Source organism: Streptomyces sp. NPDC001410 (assembly GCF_042895235.1).
GTDB lineage: Bacteria > Actinomycetota > Actinomycetes > Streptomycetales > Streptomycetaceae > Streptomyces.
Genome location: NZ_JBIAWE010000001.1, coordinates 320,056 through 336,981, shown reverse-complemented (window position 1 = coordinate 336,981; position 16,926 = coordinate 320,056). Strand labels below are relative to the sequence as shown.

The 16,926-nt window shown below is 70.9% G+C and carries 14 protein-coding genes; 6 read left to right on the top strand and 8 right to left on the bottom strand.

Going from position 1 to position 16,926, the window contains the following annotated elements; all coding sequences use genetic code 11:
* Nucleotides 1–219: 219 nt before the first annotated feature.
* The 5 genes from ACFY3C_RS01510 to ACFY3C_RS01490 all read left to right on the top strand — a co-directional run bounded on the left by ACFY3C_RS01510 (nt 220) and on the right by ACFY3C_RS01490 (nt 6,322).
* A complete protein-coding gene (locus tag ACFY3C_RS01510) occupies nt 220–903 on the top strand; it encodes a response regulator (RefSeq protein ID WP_390769279.1) in 684 nt (227 codons plus the stop codon).
* Nucleotides 904–1,166: 263 nt separating this feature from the next.
* A complete protein-coding gene (gene ctaD / locus ACFY3C_RS01505) occupies nt 1,167–2,813 on the top strand; it encodes a cytochrome c oxidase subunit I (protein WP_386576945.1) in 1,647 nt (548 codons plus the stop codon).
* Nucleotides 2,814–2,816: 3 nt separating this feature from the next.
* The gene (locus ACFY3C_RS01500) at nt 2,817–3,380 is read left to right on the top strand and encodes a hypothetical protein (RefSeq protein ID WP_390769278.1); all 564 of its coding nucleotides are present in this window, start codon (nt 2,817–2,819) and stop codon (nt 3,378–3,380) included.
* Nucleotides 3,381–3,613: 233 nt separating this feature from the next.
* Nucleotides 3,614–4,819 carry a globin domain-containing protein gene (locus ACFY3C_RS01495; protein ID WP_390769277.1) on the top strand — a complete coding sequence of 402 codons (1,206 nt, stop codon included), beginning with the start codon at nt 3,614–3,616 and terminating at the stop codon, nt 4,817–4,819.
* 156 nt (nt 4,820–4,975) lie between these two features.
* The gene (locus ACFY3C_RS01490; protein WP_390769276.1) at nt 4,976–6,322 is read left to right on the top strand and encodes a PP2C family protein-serine/threonine phosphatase; all 1,347 of its coding nucleotides are present in this window, start codon (nt 4,976–4,978) and stop codon (nt 6,320–6,322) included.
* Between the two features lie 4 nt (nt 6,323–6,326).
* Here ACFY3C_RS01490 and ACFY3C_RS01485 read toward each other — a convergent pair whose 3' ends face one another.
* The 8 genes from ACFY3C_RS01485 to ACFY3C_RS01450 form a co-directional block, all read right to left on the bottom strand.
* Nucleotides 6,327–6,689 carry a DUF488 domain-containing protein gene (locus tag ACFY3C_RS01485; RefSeq protein ID WP_386576748.1) on the bottom strand — a complete coding sequence of 121 codons (363 nt, stop codon included), beginning with the start codon at nt 6,687–6,689 and terminating at the stop codon, nt 6,327–6,329.
* A 47-nt stretch (nt 6,690–6,736) separates the two neighbouring features.
* Complete coding sequence (locus ACFY3C_RS01480) at nt 6,737–7,087, bottom strand: cupin domain-containing protein (protein ID WP_390769275.1); 351 nt, start codon at nt 7,085–7,087, stop codon at nt 6,737–6,739.
* 41 nt (nt 7,088–7,128) lie between these two features.
* Nucleotides 7,129–7,977, bottom strand: a complete 849-nt coding sequence (locus tag ACFY3C_RS01475; RefSeq protein ID WP_390769274.1) for a class I SAM-dependent methyltransferase — start codon at nt 7,975–7,977, stop codon at nt 7,129–7,131.
* 115 nt (nt 7,978–8,092) lie between these two features.
* Complete coding sequence (locus ACFY3C_RS01470; RefSeq protein WP_390769273.1) at nt 8,093–8,698, bottom strand: vitamin K epoxide reductase family protein; 606 nt, start codon at nt 8,696–8,698, stop codon at nt 8,093–8,095.
* Complete coding sequence (narI, locus tag ACFY3C_RS01465) at nt 8,695–9,474, bottom strand: respiratory nitrate reductase subunit gamma (protein WP_390769272.1); 780 nt, start codon at nt 9,472–9,474, stop codon at nt 8,695–8,697. The genes ACFY3C_RS01470 and narI overlap by 4 nt, the downstream gene beginning before the upstream one ends.
* On the bottom strand, nt 9,471–10,277 hold the full coding sequence (gene narJ / locus ACFY3C_RS01460) for a nitrate reductase molybdenum cofactor assembly chaperone (protein ID WP_390769271.1): 807 nt from the start codon (nt 10,275–10,277) through the stop codon (nt 9,471–9,473). The genes narI and narJ overlap by 4 nt, the downstream gene beginning before the upstream one ends.
* Nucleotides 10,274–11,842 carry a nitrate reductase subunit beta gene (gene narH / locus ACFY3C_RS01455; protein ID WP_390769270.1) on the bottom strand — a complete coding sequence of 523 codons (1,569 nt, stop codon included), beginning with the start codon at nt 11,840–11,842 and terminating at the stop codon, nt 10,274–10,276. Before narH ends, narJ begins: the two co-directional genes overlap by 4 nt.
* A 1-nt stretch (nt 11,843) precedes the next feature.
* Nucleotides 11,844–15,554 (bottom strand): nitrate reductase subunit alpha, encoded by a 3,711-nt coding sequence (locus ACFY3C_RS01450; protein WP_390769269.1) that lies wholly within the window; start codon nt 15,552–15,554, stop codon nt 11,844–11,846.
* Nucleotides 15,555–16,102: 548 nt separating this feature from the next.
* Here ACFY3C_RS01450 and ACFY3C_RS01445 point away from each other — a divergent pair.
* Nucleotides 16,103–16,918: a DUF2249 domain-containing protein gene (locus ACFY3C_RS01445; protein ID WP_390769268.1), complete on the top strand. Its 816-nt coding sequence runs from the start codon at nt 16,103–16,105 to the stop codon at nt 16,916–16,918.
* The last annotated feature ends 8 nt before the right edge of the window (nt 16,919–16,926 follow it).

Genomic DNA, 16,926 nt, shown 5'->3' with positions numbered 1-16,926 from the left:
AACTTGCGTAAGTCAACGATCCCGCTTGCCGCGATGCGCCACGAGGGAGTGCACTCCCGGACCTGTGGTGCAGCCGGCTACACCTGCGTCGTGACAGGCGAGAGAGGGCCGACCGGCCCTGGCCCTTGGTCTTGGATGCAGGAAGGATCTCGGCAAAGCGGCCGATCCCTCCACGAGCATCCACAAGTGGTCGGCATGAACGCGGACAAGGAGTCTTCGATGGCGGACGGCGAGCTGGGCAGCCCGATACGGGTCTTCCTGCTGGACGACCATGAGGTGGTACGGCGTGGCGTGCGCGACCTGCTGAACGACGAACCGGACATCGAGGTGATCGGCGAGGCCGGTTCGGCGGAGCAGGCCCTGGTACGCGTCCCCGCGCTGCGCCCGCAGGTCGCGGTGCTCGACGTGCGTCTGCCCGACGGCGACGGAGTGAGCGTCTGCCGGGAGCTGCGCTCGCGCATGCCGGAGCTGTCCTGCCTGATGCTGACCTCCTTCGACGACGAGGAGGCCCTGCTGGACTCGATCATGGCAGGCGCCTCCGGGTACGTCCTCAAGCAGATCCAGGGCTCGGACCTGGTCTCGGCCGTGCGCACCGTGGCCGCCGGGCAGTCGCTCCTCGACGCGAGCGCCACGACCAAGCTGATGACCCGGCTGCGCGGCGGTCAGCCGCAGAAGGAGGAGCCGGACGGCCTGCCCGGTCTGACCGACCGGGAGCAGGAGATCCTGGCGCTCATCGGGGAGGGCCTCACCAACCGGCAGATCGGTCAGCGCCTGTATCTGGCCGAGAAGACCGTGAAGAACCACATCTCCCGCCTGCTGGCCAAGCTCGGCGTGGAGCGCCGTATCCAGGCCGCCGTCATCGCGACCCAGGTCCAGGACCGGCAGAGACAGGAAGGACGCTGACCCAGGTGTCTGCTCCGGCCGCCGCGTGACGAGGGACCGTTGGACCCTGTCGAACGGCCGATCAGGGACTGTTCGGCCCTATGCGGTCCTGGTACCCCTCCGACGATCATGATGCGGCGGCCGGGAGGGGAGCCAGGTTCACACCCGCACAGCACTTCCCGGCTCGCTGTCTTCATGACACAAGGGAAGGGCACCGTCCGGTGGACGAGACGCAGGAACAGCAGGTGACGGCCGTGCGGCCGGGGGACACATCGGTGGTCTCCATATCCGCAGGGACCGTCGGGCGAACGGAGCAGGTCACGGCCGGACGGCCGTCGTGGGCGGAGTGGTTGACGACCACCGACCACAAGAGGATCGGGACGATGTACCTGGTCAGCGCGTTCGCCTTCTTCATCGTGGGTGGCGTGATGGCGCTGATGATGCGCGCGGAGCTGGCCAGGCCCGGCCTGCAGATCATGTCGAGCGAGCAGTTCAACCAGGCATTCACCATGCACGGCTCGATCATGCTGCTGATGTTCGCGATGCCGCTGTTCACCGGGTTCGCCAACTGGATCATGCCGCTCCAGATCGGCGCCCCGGACGTCGCCTTCCCGCGGCTGAACATGCTTGCCTTCTGGCTGTTCCTGTTCGGCTCGTCGATCGCGGCCTTCGGCTTCCTGACTCCTGGAGGTGCCGCCGACTTCGGCTGGTTCCTCTACGCTCCGCTCTCGGACGCCGTCCACTCGCCGGGGCTCGGTGCCGATCTGTGGATCATGGGTGTGGCGCTGTCGGGCTTCGGCTCGATCCTCGGTGCGGTCAACTTCATCACCACGATCATCTGCATGCGCGCGCCGGGCATGACCATGTTCCGGATGCCGATCTTCACCTGGAACGTGCTGCTGACCGCTCTGCTGGTCCTGATCGTGTTCCCGGTCCTGGCGGCCGCGCTGTTCGCGTTGGAGATGGACCGCAAGTTCGGTTCCCACGTCTTCGACGCGGCCAACGGCGGGGCGCTGTTGTGGCAGCACCTGTTCTGGTTCTTCGGCCATCCCGAGGTCTACATCCTGGCACTGCCGTTCTTCGGCATCGTCTCCGAGGTCGTCCCGGTCTTCGCCCGCAAGCCGATGTTCGGATACATGGGACTGATCGCGGCGACGATCTCCATCGCCGGTCTGTCGGTGACGGTCTGGGCGCACCACATGTACGTCACGGGCGGTGTGCTGCTGCCCTTCTTCTCCTTCATGACGTTCTTGATCGCGGTGCCGACCGGGGTGAAGTTCTTCAACTGGATCGGCACGATGTGGAAGGGCTCGCTGTCCTTCGAGACTCCGATGCTGTGGACCACCGGCTTCCTGATCACGTTCCTCTTCGGCGGCCTGACCGGGGTGATCCTGGCCTCCCCGCCGCTGGACTTCCATCTCTCCGACTCTTACTTCGTCGTGGCGCACTTCCACTACACGGTCTTCGGCACCGTCGTGTACGCGATGTTCGCCGGATTCCACTTCTGGTGGCCCAAGTTCACCGGCAAGATGCTCGACGAACGTCTCGGGAAGATCACGTTCTGGACGCTCACGGTCGGCTTCCACTCCACGTTCCTGGTGCAGCACTGGCTGGGCGCCGAGGGCATGCCCCGCCGGTACGCCGACTACCTGGCCGCCGACGGCTTCACGGCTCTCAACACCGTCTCGACGATCGGATCGTTCCTGCTCGGCCTGTCGATCCTGCCGTTCTTCTACAACGTCTGGAAGACGGCGAAGTACGGTGAGCGGGTGGAGGTCGACGACCCGTGGGGTTACGGCCGTTCGCTGGAGTGGGCGACCTCCTGCCCGCCGCCCCGCCACAACTTCGCTTCCCTCCCTCGTATCCGCAGCGAGTCTCCGGCGTTCGACCTGCACCACCCGGAGATCGCCGCGCTCGAGGCGGCGAAGTAGACCATGTCCCAAGCCGTACTCGCGCTTGGGGCCACCATGGTGGCAGCGGCAGGCTGCGTCTGGTACCTGCCGGCGCTCGCCGACCTGCGGGCGGGAGCCGACCGGCCGGTGTCCCGTCGCAGGGCGGCTGCCGCCTGCCTCAGCGGCTGGACCACGGTCGGGGTTGTCGCCGTACTGCTGCTCGTCGCGGAAGCATGGTGGGTACCTTCGGGTGCGGCCGTGGCCGGCGCTGCTGTCACGCTGGGCCTTCGGGTCCGGGCGTCCCTGCAGCGCCGCCGCGAGTCGCGCGAGGCCGCAAGCCAGTGGGCGGAGTTGCGCAAGGATCAGCAACCGCCCGGCACCGGACGTGCCCGAACGGCCGTCGTCGCCGTGCTCGTCGGCTTCGGGCCGGCTGCCGCCGTGGTCGCGGCGGCAGCCATGGTGGTCGTAGAACCCGGGCACGGCATGTCCGGATGGATGCTCGCCGCCATGCCGACCACGATCGTCGCGCTGTTTCTCGGCGTCGCGGCCGTGTCCGGGTGGATGCTCCGCCGTCATCGCGTCGACGCGAGCGGCCGCCGTCGGTGACACCGCGCCGGCGGTCCGGGTCCGGCCGTCCGGCGCACCGGTCCGCATGCCTGTGACAGGCGTCATGCCCTGCACGGTGACCGGACCGACGGGCCCTGCCTTCAGGGCGGTTCGGCCCTATTCCGGGTGGCGGCGTCACCGGATGATCGATGTGCCGGTCGGACCCGCACGACGGATCCCGGCTGTGGCGGTGAACGCCGTCCCTCTACCTTCGTACACTCCAGAGGAGTCCCATGCTTTCGCCCGAGTCGGCCGCTGTCGTTCGCGCCACCCTGCCCGCCGTCGGCGGCGCCCTGGACGAGATCACCGCACGCTTCTACGCCACCATGTTCGCCGAGCAACCCCAACTGCTCGACGGCATGTTCAACCGCGGCAACCAGGCCAGCGGCGAGCAGCGCCGGGCACTGGCCGGGTCCATCGCGGGCTTCGCCCAGGCCCTGCTGGCCGACCCCGACGCCCGGCCGGACGCCCTCCTGGCCCGGATCGCTCACAAGCACGCGGCGCTCGGGATCACCGAGGACCAGTACACGATCGTCCACAAGTACCTGTTCCGCGCCATCGGCGACGTGCTGGGCGATGCGGTCACCCCCGATGTGGCCGCGGCCTGGGACGAGGTGTACTGGCTGATGGCCGGCGCGCTGATCGCCCGGGAGGCCCGCCTCTACCAGGAGGCACAGGTCGACCCGCGCAAGCCGTGGCGGCAGTGGACCGTCGTGGAGCGGCGGGAGGAGACCCCGGACGTGGTCTCCTTCCTGCTGCGCCCGGCCGACGACGGCCCCCTGCCCCAGGCGCGTGCCGGGCAGTACGTCAGCGTCCGGGCGCTCATGCCCGACGGCATCCACCAGACCCGCCAGTACAGCCTGTCCAACGCACCCGGCGACCGCCTGCGGCGCATCACCGTCAAGCGGGTGGCGAGCGTCGCCGACGCCCCCGAGGGCGAGGTCTCCAACCAGCTGCACCGCACGGTACGGGCCGGTGACGAGCTGACCCTGTCGGCCCCGTTCGGAGACGTGGTCCTCGACGACGCCGACACCCCGCTCGTACTGGTCTCCGCCGGCATCGGCTGCACCCCTATGGCCGGCATGCTCGAACACCTCGTTGCCGGCGGTTCGTCCCGGCCGGTCCGGGTCCTGCACGCCGACCGCACCCCGGCCGACCACGCCCTGCGCGCGGAGACCCGGCGCCTGGTGGAGCAACTGCCCGACGCCACGGCCGAGTTCTGGTACGAGGAGGACGCTGCCGAACAGCCGGGCTCCCGCACGGGCCTGATGGACCTCGACGGCCTGGGCCTGCCCGCCGACGCCGACGTCTACCTGTGCGGCTCGCTGCCCTTCATGCGTGCCGTCCGCACCCAGCTGCTCCAGGCCGGTATCCCCGCCCGCAGCATCCGCTACGAGGTCTTCGGCCCGGACCTGTGGCTGGCCCACGCCGAAGACTGAGACGGTCGCCCCCGACCCGTCAGCCGGCCCTCCCCGTGGTGTGGACGGGGCCGGGGCGAATCCGTGGGGCCGCGTTCGGTCGGCTGAGCCCGTAGGGTGACAGAGCAGGGCAGGGCGAGGTGGCGACGGCGCCGGGCGGCGTCGGGAGGAAGCACCATGGCGCACGATCCGTGGCAGCGGTCCTACGACAGCCCGCCGTCCGGGGCCGTTCCGGCCGACGAGTCGCAGCAAGGGGCCGTGCCGGGCCGAGTGGCCGCGCCGGCGTCGCAGCTCGTTCTCAGTCCACAACGACTGCGGCGGCTGCTGGGCGCGGTCGCGGCGATCAGCGCCGACATGGACATCCGTACCGTGCTGCACCGCATCGTGGAAGCGGCCACCGACCTCGTCGGCGCGCGCTACGGAGCACTGGGCGTGCTCGGGGACGACGGCGCCTTCACCGACCTGATCACCGTGGGCATCGACGACCCGCACCTGTGCGCCGCCATGGGCCTGCCACAGGGGCACGGCGTGCTGCACACACTGGTGGCCGACCGGAGGCCGTTGCGGGTGCCGGACGTGGCCGCACACCCTCGTTCCGCCGGATTCCCGACCGGGCACCCGGCCATGCGCACGCTGCTGGGCGTACCGCTGACGGTGCGCGGGACCGTCTACGGCGACCTCTACCTCGCCGACAAGACGGACGGCACGCTCTTCGACGATGACGACGAGAACCTGCTGACGACGCTCGCCAGTGCCGCGAGCGTCAGCATCGAGAACGCCCGCCTCTACGATCACCTCAAACGCGCCGCCGAGCACTTCCAGCGCCGCATGCTGCCCGTCCTCCCGGACCTGTCGCCGCTGCAGGCGGCGGTGCGCTATGAGCCCGCCTCCGAGCTGCCCAGGCTGGGTGGGGACTGGTACGACGCCTTGGTCCTGCCCGACGGCGCCACCTGCGTGGTGGTGGGCGACGTGACCGGCCACGACGTCGAGGCCGCCCCGCTGATGGGCCAGTTGCGCAACATGCTGCGGGCGCTCGCCTTCGACCGGTGCGAGCCGCCCGGCCTGATCGTGTCGCGTCTCGACCGCGCTCTGACGATGTTCGAGGACCCGCCCATGGCCACCCTCGTGTTCGGCCGCATCGAACCTGGCCCTGATGGATACACCTTCGGCTGGAGCAACGCCGGGCACCCGCCCCCGCTGCTGATCGGGGCGGACGGCAGCGCCCGCTACCTGGCGCCCGCCCGGCACGGGATTCCGGTGGGCATCGATGCGTCCGTCCCCCGGTTCAACCACGCGCAGGCGCTCCCGCCGGCGAGCACCCTGCTGCTGTTCACCGACGGGCTGGTGGAGCGCCGCGGCCAGGACATCGACACCGGCCTGGGCGACCTGGCCGAGCAGGCCGCCTCCCTGGCCCGGGCCCCGTTGGACGACCTGTGCGACGCCCTCGTCCCGCGAAGTGGCCAGGTGTTCGACGACGACGTCGCCGTCCTCGCCCTGCGCACGCCGGGCGACCCGGCACAGTGAGCCGTCACCGCTTCCTGGTCAGCCACTCCGTCAGAACAGCGGCCTGGCTGTGGTCCACGTCCTTGGTGGCGGTCAGCAGCATCAGCTTGTCGTGCGCCGCCAGGTCACGCAGATGCTCCGCGGCCTCCTGGTGTTCGGCATCCCGCAGCTCTGCCAGGTAGCGGCGACGGAACTCGCCGAAGCGGCTGGGCTCATGGCCGTACCACTTGCGCAGTCCGCTCGACGGGGCGACATCGCGCAGCCACTCGTCCAGATGTGCGTCCTCCTTGCGCATGCCCCGGGGCCAGACCCGATCGACGAGCACGCGCTTGCCGTCCTGCGGTGAGGTCTCCTCGTAGACCCTGCGGTAGGTGATCTGTTTGACCATGACGAAGTCCTTCCGGATCGGTCGGCCGACCCGACCGGCCCTGACGGTCAGGAGTCCGCAGCGCCGTCGGCCGCGGCGGGCAGCATCGTCAGCAGCATGATGGTGGGCTCAACGGCGCGGACGCAGTGCGGCAGCCGGGCGGGCAGGTGGATCCAGGTGCCGGGGGTCGCCTCGGCCTTCTCCTCGCCGAGCACGAGGTCGAGACGGCCCTGGACGACCTGGATGACCACGGGGAGGGCCGAGGTGTGTTCGGTCAGCTCCTGGCCGGCCGCGAACGCGAAGCCGACCACGCGCAGCCGGTCGTCGCGGTACAGGACGCGGCTGAGGGTGCCGTCCTCGGACAGGGGCAGTTCGGCGGCCAGGTCCTGGATCAGGGTGGCGGTCACAGGGGTTTCCATACCCTTCTTCTCCTTACTGTTCACCGGGCGGACGAGCCTGTTCACCGGGCGGACGAGTCGGGGACGGCGACCAGGCTGATCGCGCCCAGGTGCTCCCGGTGGCGCTGGAAGACGCTGCGCATGTGCAGCACACGCTGCCGGGCCGCCGGGTGCCGCAGGGCGCGGCCGGCGATGCCGAGGGCCCGGATCAGTCCCTCGTCGGCGATGACGCGGCCTGGTTCGAGCAGCGCCATCGGTGCCGTTCTGCGGGCGGTGACGGTGAAGCCCTCGGCGGCGAGCAGGTTCTTCCAGCCGGTCGGGGTGAGCGGGCGGGCGCCGACGTGGATGGCGTCGTGCAGGTCGGCGGCGATCTGCCGGGCGTGGGCCGGATCGATGTCGTCGGGCAGGAGGCACATCTCGTGGATGGCGTAGCGACCGGACGAGTCGGCGAGGAGACGGCGTGCCTCTCGTACGATGCGCCGCTTGGCGGGCTCGGGCTGCATGGTGAGCATCGCCTCGCCGTACACGACGGTGGCGCTCTTGCTCGGCAGGCCGGTGTCCGCCGCATCCGCCCGCACCGCGCGGACCTCGGTCGGTCCGGGAGCCGTGAGGGCGCTCAGGCGCGTCACGGCGGCTGCGTCGCGGTCGACGGCGGTGTAGGCGGCGGGAGTGCACGCGAGCGCAAGCCGGGCGGTCGCCCCGAGTCCCGCGGCGAGTTCCACCACGCGGTCGTCGGGACCGATGGCGAGTGCGTCGAGCATCGAGCGGGTCAGTTCCAGACCGCCGGGGCGCAGGACGCGCTTGCCCAGGCGGGCGAGGAGCCAGTGGCCGGGCATGCGGGCGGCGTCGAGACCTTCGCCGGGTATCGGCATGTCCTGGGGGAGTGGCTGGTTGCGGTCTGTCGTCGCCATGGAGTGAGGCCTCGCTCTCTACCTGCCCTTTCGGTACTTACTTAGGGGAGCCTAATTCTGATGGTCCAGGTGTGCTTGGGCCGAACGTCCCGATCCGCGGTACCTGGCGGCCCGGTCACAGCAGGCTGCTCCAGTACGGCCAGAACCGGGTCAGGACGAGCACGCCGATCACGCCGTACCAGGCGGCCAGGAGCATCCAGTGTGTCTCCAGCACCAGGGCGAGCCAGCTCCGGCCGGTTGCCGGTACGGGGACGAGCCCGTGTCTGAGGTTGCGCAGCGTGACGTACCAGAACAGGGCGATGGTGACCGTCCAGACCACGGCGCAGTAAGGGCAGAGCCGGCCCAGCGAGAAGAGGGACTCATAGATCAGCCAGTGCACGAACAGGACGCCGGCGGCCGCCCCCGCGTTCAGCGTGAGCCACAGCGCCCGGTGCAGGCGCGCCCCCGTGAGCACGGCCAGGCCGAGGACCGCGACGGCGGCGAAGGCGCCGAGACCGAGCAGCATGTTGGGGAAGCCGAAGACGCTGCCCTCGGGGCCGGCCATGACGCTGCCGCAGCTGATGACCGGGCTGATGTTGCACGGCGGCTGGTAGTCCGGGTCCTTCAGCAGCCGCCAGTCGTCCACGGTGAGCTGGAACGACGCGAGCCAGCCGATGAGCCCCGTCAGGGTCAGCAGCCAGCCGATGCGCCGGCCCGGTCGCGTCGGGCGGGGCTGCCTCATGCGGTACGCCGGGTACCCGGCTCGGGGGACTGCACGCCGTGCACCGCCGGCGCCGGTGTGGCCGCGCGTCGCCGGTAGACCAGATAGGGCCGGGCGAGGTAGCCGATCGGGGCGCTCCAGACATGCACGAGGCGGGTGAAGGGCCAGGCGGCGAAGAGCAGGCAGGCACTCAGGGCGTGCAGCTGAAAGAGCAGCGGCGCTCCCGCGATCGCCTCCGGATGAGGGTGGAGGGCGAAGATGCCGCGGAACCAGACCGAGACGGTGGAGCGGTAGTCGTAGCCTCCGCCGAACACGTTGTGTACGGCGGTGGCGCTGAAGCCCAGCAGGACCGTGACCGACAGGAGCGGGAACAGCACCTTGTCGCTGCGGTCGGTGGTGAGGCGGATCCGGCGGGCGAGCAGCCGGCGGGCGCTCAACATGCCCAGGCCGGTGACCATGGCGACCCCGGCGACGGAGCCCAGTGCGACGGCGGTGGTGTGGTAGGCGTGCTCACTGATGCCCGCTGCCTCGGTCCAGGACGCCGGGACGGCCAGGCCCACCACGTGTCCGGCGATCACCGCGAAGGCGCCGAGGTGGAACAGGGGGCTGCCCCAGCGCAGCCAGCGGTGTTCGAGGAGCTGGGTGGTGCGGGAGGTCCAGCCGAACTGGTCCTGGCGGTAGCGCCAGACGTGTCCGACGGCGAACACGGCGAGACAGATGTAGGGGAAGGCCACCCACAGGAGCAGGTCGGCACCGCCCGCCGGGGCGGCGGCCGAGAGGGAGAGCGGGGCGTTCAACGGGGGCCTTCCAAGTGGCTGGTCGGGGCGGGCGGTACCCGGGTCGGCGGGGCGGGCGCCGGCGGCACGAAGGCGCCGGGCGGGGCGAACTCACCGTCGCCGTAGGCCCCGTAGGGGTCGAGGCCGACCTCCTCGTCCGGCGGTCCCTCGGCGACGAGCTGGGCCACCGCTGCGCGGTCCGCCTCGGTGGGCGGCGGCAGCAGGGTGAACAGGGCGGCCAGGACGTGCCGGTAGGGGGAGTCGGCGTCGGTCAGGGCGCGGTGGATCAACTCCAGTCCCCGCCGGTGCTGGCGCAGGGGTGCCTCGCCGCCCCTGGGTCCCGCCAGGGCCGCGAACTCCAGGACGACCGGCAGGTGGTCGGGCAGTTCGCCCCCGTTGATGTCCCAGCCCATGGCCCGGTACCGCTGGTTCAGGGCGAGCAGGGCCATGCCCCGGCGACGGGTGTCACCGTGCAGGTAGTAGGTGAGGTAGAGGCTGCTTCTGCGGCGCAGGTCGAACATCTCGACGTAGTGGCGCTCCAGCCCGTCGGGCTCCTGGCCGGCCATCCACGTGGTGACGGCGGTCAGGTGCGCGGCAGCGGGAGAGGCCGGAAGCGCGGCGACACCGGCCTCCAACTCCGGTCGGGCGGAGCTGAGTTCGCTGTCCGGGTACTGCAGCAGCAGCGAGCACAGCCGCAGCAGCAGGGTGCGTGCCTCGGCCTCCTCGTACGCGCCGGGCCCGGCGGTGCGGCGGACCGGGCGGCGCACGGCCGCGCGGAGGCGGGTCCGGACGATGGCGGGGATCGTTGCGGGCAGCGGGCTCACGGACGGCCTCCGGCGGGAGCTTCGGGAGTACGGCGGCGCAGGGTGGGGATGCCGAGCATCACGCGCCGGCCACCGGCGTCCGCCGGTTCGCCGGACGTCTCGACCGGGCAGCGGTTCTCCATCGCGGTCAGCGCGGCGGCGTCCTCCTTGTGGGCGGCGGGGACGACGTACCGGTCCTGGTACTTGGCGACGGCGAGGAGCCGGTGCAGGTCCTCCGCCTCGCGCGGGGTCAGTCCCACGGCCTTCAGCGTGGCCTCGTCGCCGGTCTCGCCGAGGGTGCGTTCACGCATGTACGAGCGCAGCGCGGTGAGCTTCATCAGCACCCCGGCGACCACGTCCGTGTCCCCGGCCGTGAACAGTTCTGCCAAGTACTCCAGCGGGATGCGCAGCCGGGTGACGGCGGCGAAGACGTGGTCGGGGTCGTCCTGATTCCCGCCCGCCGCGTCGACGGCGTCGAGGACGGGGGAGAGCGGCGGGACGTACCAGACCATCGGCATCGTCCGGTACTCCGGGTGCAGCGGCAGCGCCACCTTGTAGCGCATGACGAGGTCGTACACGGGGGAGCGGCGGGCGGCGTCCAGCCAGTCCTCGGGTATGCCCGACTCCCGTGCGGCCGCACGGACTTCGGGGTCGTGCGGGTCGAGGAAGACGCCGCGCTGGGCGTCGAGCAGGTCGTGCTCGTCGGGGGTGGCGGCGGCCTCGCCGACGCGGTCGGCGTCGTACAGGAGCAGGCCGAGGTAGCGCAGCCGGCCGACGCAGGTCTCGGAGCAGACGGTGGGCTGGCCGGCCTCGATGCGCGGGAAGCAGAACGTGCACTTCTCGGCCTTGCCGGTGGCGTGGTTGACGTACACCTTCTTGTACGGGCACGCCGTCACGCACATCCGCCAGCCCCGGCAGCGGTCCTGGTCGACGAGGACGATGCCGTCCTCGACCCGCTTGTACATCGCGCCGGAAGGGCAGGCCGAGACGCAGGCCGGATTGAGGCAGTGCTCGCACAGGCGGGGCAGGTGGAAGAGGAAGGTCTGCTCGAACTCGAACTTCACCTTCTGGGCCCATTCCCCGCTGAGGTTGGGGTCGCCGCCGGCGTTCTCGGGCGCTCCGCCCAGGCCGTCCTCCCAGTTGGCGCCCCAGGTGATGGCGGTGGGCCTGCCGGTGAGGACGGACCGGGGGCGGGCGACCGGGACGTCCTTCTGGGCGGGGGCGTTGACGAGGTTGTCGTAGTCGTAGGTGACCGGCTCGTAGTAGTCCTCGATGGACGGCAGGTCGGGGTTGGAGAAGAGGGAAAGGAGCCGCTTCATCCGCCCGCCGGAGCGCAGGACCAGACGCCCGCGCTTGTCGAGCATCCAGCCGCCCTTCCAGTGCTCCTGGTCCTCGTAGCGGCGCGGGTAGCCGACGCCGGGCTTGGTCTCGACGTTGTTGAACCAGGCGTACTCGACGCCGGTGCGGTTGGTCCACGTCTGCTTGCAGGTGACCGAGCAGGTGTGGCAGCCGATGCACTTGTCGAGGTTCATCACCATCGCCACCTGTGCCATAACCCGTCCGACAGTGACTCCGTCACGGGGCATCTCAGTACTCCACTTCCTGGCTGCGGCGCCGGATGACGGTGACCTCGTCGCGCTGGTTGCCGGTCGGTCCGTAGTAGTTGAAGGCGTAGGTGAACTGCGCGTAGCCGCCCGCGAGATGGGTGGGCTTGAGCAGCAGCCTGGTCAGGGAGTTGTGGATGCCGCCGCGCTTGCCGCTGACCTCGGTCTTCGGCACGTTCACGTTGCGGTCCTGGGCGTGGTACATGTACACCGTGCCCTCGGGCATACGGTGGGTGACCACGGCCCTGGCGGCGACGACACCGTTGCGGTTGTACGCCTCGATCCACTCGTTGTCCTTGACCCCGATCCTGTCGGCGTCGGCGGTGGACATCCAGATCGTCGGTCCGCCGCGGGACAGGTCGAGCATGTACTTGTTGTCCTGGTAGTTCGAGTGGATGGACCACTTCGAGTGCGGGGTCAGATAGCGGACGGTGACCTCCGCGCGGTCCTTGTCGTGCAGGTGTTCGTCGCCGTAGTGCCTGGGGGTGTTCAACGGCGGCCGGTACACGGGGAGTTGCTCGCCCAGCTCGGCCATCCAGTCGTGCTGGACGAAGAAGTGCTGCCGGCCGGTGAGGGTGTGCCAGGGCTTCTTGTGCTCGGTGTTGATGACGAAGGGCGAGTAGCGGCGCCCGCCGGTCTCCGAGCCCGACCACTCGTACGACGTCATCACCGAGCGGGGCTGGGTGCGGGTGTCGGCGAACGTGATCCGGTCAGCCTCGCGCTCGGCGGCGAGTTCCACCAGGCCCTCGCTGCCGGTCTGCCGCTCCAGCTCGCGGAAGCCTTCGGTGGCCAGGCGGCCGTTGGTGGTGCCGGACAGGGCGAGGATCGCCTCGCACATGTCGCCGGCGGTCGCGAGCGAGGGCCGCCCGGCGGCGACTCCGTCCCTGACGGTGCCGTTGCGGTGCCGAAGGTCTTCGATCTCCTGGTTCGGGTGGACGGTGACGCCCTTGGTGGTCGTGCCCAGGGTGTCGAGCAGCGGGCCGACGGCGCGCATCTTCTGCGCGATGGCGGCGTAGTCCCGCTCGATGACCACCAGCTTCGGCATGGTCCGCCCGGGAACCGGCTCGCACTCGCCGCTCTTCCAGTCCCGCACCACGCCGCCCGGCTGGGCGAGTTCGTCGGGGGTGTCGTGCAGCAGCGGCACCGCGAGGACGTCGGTACGGGTGCCGAGGTGCTCGGCGGCCAGCTCGCTGAACCGGTCGGCGATCGTCAGGAACGTGTCGTAGTCGGTGCGGGCCTGCCAGGGCGGGGCGATGGCCGGCGTGAAGGCGTGCACGAAGGGATGCATGTCCGTGCTGGACAGGTCGTCCTTCTCGTACCAGGTCGCCGCCGGCAGGACCACGTCGGCCATCAGGCCGGTGGACGTCATCCGGAAGTCCATGCAGACCAGCAGGTCCAGCTTGCCCTCAGGGGCCTCCTCCCGCCACACCACCTCCTTCGGGCGGCCCTCGGGCGGGGTCTCCTCGGAGCGGACCGCCGCGTCGGTGCCCAGCAGGTGGCGCAGGAAGTACTCGTTGCCCTTGCCGGAGGAGCCCAGCAGGTTGGCCCGCCACACGGTCAGCACGCGCGGGAAGTTGGCCGGGTCGTCGGGGTCCTCGACGGCGAACCGCAGCCGCCCGGACTTCAGCTCGTCGACGATGTGCTCGGCGACCGGACGGCCGGCCTGCGCCGCTTCGTCCGTCAGGTCGAGCGGGTTGCGGTTGAAGCCGGGGTGGCCGGGTGTCCAGCCCAGTCGCACCGCCTGCGCCAGGCAGTCCGCGAAGCCCTTGCCCTTGAACCGCCCTTCCCCCAGCGGGGAGGCCAGCTCCTCGGGCCCGAACGCCTCGTAGCGCCACTGGTCGGAGTTCAGATACCAGTAGGAGGTGCCCGCCATGTGCCGGGTGGGCCGCTGCCAGTCGAAGGCGAACGACAGATGCTGCTGACCGGTGACCGGGCGGACCTTCTCCTGGCCGACGTAGTGCGCCCAGCCGCCGCCGTTGACGCCCTGGCAGCCGGTCATGGTGAGCAGCGCCAGGAAGGCGCGGTAGATGGTGTCGGAGTGGAACCAGTGGTTGGTGCCGGCGCCCAGCGCGATCATGGACCGGCCGTTCGTGCGCTCGGCGTTGCGGGCGAACTCCCGGGCGATACGGGCCGCCTGCTCGGCCGGCACGGAGGTGATCGTCTCCTGCCAGGCCGGGGTGTAGGGCTCGGAGGCGTCCTCGTACGACGACGGCCAGCTGCCCGGAAGACCCGGCCGCGCCACTCCGTACTGGGCGAGCATGAGGTCGAAGACGGTGGTGACGAGCCGTCCGCCGACGCGCCGCACGGGCACCCCGCGGACCATGACCGAGCCGCCCTCCGTGCCGCCCTCGTCGAAGCGGGGCAGGGCCACGGCCACTGTCTCCTCCGCACGGTCGAGCAGACTCAACTCGGGCACGGTGTCGCCCAGATCGAGGTTCCAGCGGCCTGACTCCGCCTTTGCCCAGCGGAAGCCGAGCGAGCCGTTCGGCACGACCGGCTCGCCGGTGGCCGCGTCGATGAGAACGGTCTTGGACGCCGCGTTCTCTTCGGTCTCCGTGTCGCGTCCGAGGTCGGCGGCGGTCAGGAACCCGTCCGGGACCAGGCCGCTCTCGCCGTGCTCGCGCAGCGTCACCAGGAACGGTGCGTCGGTGAACTTGCGCAGGTAGTCCTGGAAGTACGGCACCTCGCGGTCGACGAGGAACTCGCGCAGGATCACGTGCCCCATGGCCATCGCCAGCGCGCCGTCCGTGCCCGGGTGCGGGGCCATCCATTCGTCGGCGTGCTTGACGTTGTCGGCGTAGTCGGGGCTGACCGCGACGACCTTCGTGCCGTTGTAGCGGGTCTCGGTGAGGAAGTGCGCGTCGGGCGTGCGGGTGACGGGGATGTTGGACCCCCACATGATCAGATAGCCCGCGTTCCACCAGTCCGCGGCCTCCGGCACGTCCGTCTGGTCGCCGAAGACCTGCGGCGAGGCGACAGGCAGGTCGGCATACCAGTCGTAGAAGGACAGGAGCGTGCCACCGATCAGCGACGTGTAACGGGCACCGGCCGCGAACGAGGCCATCGACATCGCGGGGATCGGGGAGAAGCCGGCGACGCGGTCGGGGCCGTACGTCTTGATGGTGTGGACCTGGGCGGCGGCGACCAGCTCGGACACCTCGTCCCAGTCGGCGCGCACCAGCCCGCCCTTGCCGCGGGCCCGCTTGTAGGCGCGCGCCTTCGCCGGATCGCCGGTGATCTCCGCCCATGCGGCCACCGGGTCCCCGAGCCGCCGCCGGGCCTCGCGCCACAGCTTCAGCAGCGCGCCGCGCACATACGGGTAGCGGACGCGGCTGGGGGAGTAGGTGTACCAGGAGAACGACGCCCCGCGCGGGCAGCCGCGGGGCTCGTACTCGGGACAGTCGGTGCCGATCGACGGGTAGTCGGTGGCCTGGTGCTCCCAGGTGATGATGCCGTCCTTGACGTACACCATCCACGAACACGAGCCCGTGCAGTTGACGCCGTGCGTGGAACGCACCACCTTGTCGTGCGCCCAGCGGTCCCGGTAGAAGCCCTCCCACTTGGGGTCGCCCGCACCGAAGACGGCGCGTCCGTCGGCCGAGATCTCGCGGCGGGTCAGCAGCCTGCGGGCGGCCAGCGGCCAGGCGTCGCCTGTGCGCCGTTGCGATGGGTGTGCGGTCCTGTCGTTCTCCATGGTCAGGAACCTAGGCGCCGGCGCGGTCCCGGTCCCGGGGCCGAACGGCCCTGTCCTGGCGCCCTACCGGCCCAACCTTCCCGTCGGAGCCCGTCCGGTGGAGGCCACCGGACGCCAGGGCTGTGTGAGCGGCGCGCACCTGGGCCGAAGTTCCCTGCTTCGGGTGGCCGTTCGGCCCTGCTCACAGCCGTGATCAGGGGCCGGTGGGCGGTGCCGGAGGACCGCTCGGCCCAGGCATCGGCGGCTGCGGCACGGTGATGCTTTGCTGTGACCGGCCAGGAGCGGCCACGGACCATCGGGTCCCGCTGTCCGCGGCCACGTCTCCTCGTGTACAGGCCGGGGCAGGCGCGGCTCGCTCCCGGTCCGGTCACCGTCCGGCCCGCTGTCTCTGCCAGGGCCACGGCCGGACAGCCGTCCGCCACGCCCCCGCGCCGGCGTGCCCTCTGTGCCTGGCCGCCTGGTGCGTCGGTCGCTTCGGGGACGTGGCGGACGGCCGCCTCTGCCCGACTGGCCGGCTGGTCCGGCTGTGAACCGCTGGAGACACCTTCATGAGTGCTCTCACCCTTGCCTCGGCCCCCGAGGACGCCGAGGCTCTCGAAGCCGCAGAGCGGCATCATGTGCGCCTGGCGGGCGAGCTGGCCGGGCGCGCGGCGATGCTGCTCACCGCCGCGGACCGCGATCCCGGTGCCGCGGAGAGGATCCGCGCCGGCCTCGTCGCCTTCTGCGACCGCGAACTCCTGCCGCATGCGACCGCCGAGGAGTCCGTGCTCTACCCCGCCGCGCGCAGTCTTCCCGACAGCCGGCTCCTCATCGAGAGCCTGATCGCGGAACACAGCTGCATGACCGCGCTGGTGGACGCCCTGCGTGCCGCGCCCGCGCCGACCGGCGCCGCGGCCGACGCCCGCGCCCTTCAGGTGCTCTTCGAAGAGCACGTGGCCAAGGAGAACGGACTCGTTCTCCCACTGCTCGCCGTGGCACCCGGCGTACGACTCGCCACGCTGCTCGAGGAAATGCACGAGCGGGTCTCGTCGGCCACGCCCGCAGACGGCGGGTCCGACTCCCAGGCATCCGGAGCAGACGCGGATCGCACGGTCGAAACGGCCCAGGAGGGCTGCGACTGCGGCGGTCACGCAGAGGAGGCCGTGCCCGAACTGGATGTGCGGTCCGTGCCCCACGCCCTGCGTCATGCCACGGTCTTCGGCGCGCTCGACGCCGTACCGGCGGGCAGCGCCATGGTGCTCGTCGCGCCGCACGACCCGCTGCCGCTGCTCGCGCAGATCGAGCAACGCAACCCCGGCCGCTTCGCGGTGGAGTACCTGCAGCGGGGCCCCGAGGCCTGGCGGCTCCGCCTCGGCCACCGCTGAATCTGCAA

Bases quoted from the DNA above. Each gene is read 5' to 3' on its own strand.
- ACFY3C_RS01510 (WP_390769279.1), top strand. From the start codon at position 220: ATGGCGGACGGCGAGCTGGGCAGCCCGATACGGGTCTTCCTGCTGGAC.
- ACFY3C_RS01500 (WP_390769278.1), top strand. From the start codon at position 2,817: ATGTCCCAAGCCGTACTCGCGCTTGGGGCCACCATGGTGGCAGCGGCA.
- ACFY3C_RS01495 (WP_390769277.1), top strand. From the start codon at position 3,614: ATGCTTTCGCCCGAGTCGGCCGCTGTCGTTCGCGCCACCCTGCCCGCC.
- ACFY3C_RS01490 (WP_390769276.1), top strand. From the start codon at position 4,976: ATGGCGCACGATCCGTGGCAGCGGTCCTACGACAGCCCGCCGTCCGGG.
- ACFY3C_RS01485 (WP_386576748.1), bottom strand. From the start codon at position 6,689: ATGGTCAAACAGATCACCTACCGCAGGGTCTACGAGGAGACCTCACCG.
- ACFY3C_RS01480 (WP_390769275.1), bottom strand. From the start codon at position 7,087: ATGGAAACCCCTGTGACCGCCACCCTGATCCAGGACCTGGCCGCCGAA.
- ACFY3C_RS01475 (WP_390769274.1), bottom strand. From the start codon at position 7,977: ATGGCGACGACAGACCGCAACCAGCCACTCCCCCAGGACATGCCGATA.
- ACFY3C_RS01470 (WP_390769273.1), bottom strand. From the start codon at position 8,698: ATGAGGCAGCCCCGCCCGACGCGACCGGGCCGGCGCATCGGCTGGCTG.
- narH (WP_390769270.1), bottom strand. From the start codon at position 11,842: ATGCCCCGTGACGGAGTCACTGTCGGACGGGTTATGGCACAGGTGGCG.
- ACFY3C_RS01450 (WP_390769269.1), bottom strand. From the start codon at position 15,554: ATGGAGAACGACAGGACCGCACACCCATCGCAACGGCGCACAGGCGAC.
- ACFY3C_RS01445 (WP_390769268.1), top strand. From the start codon at position 16,103: ATGAGTGCTCTCACCCTTGCCTCGGCCCCCGAGGACGCCGAGGCTCTC.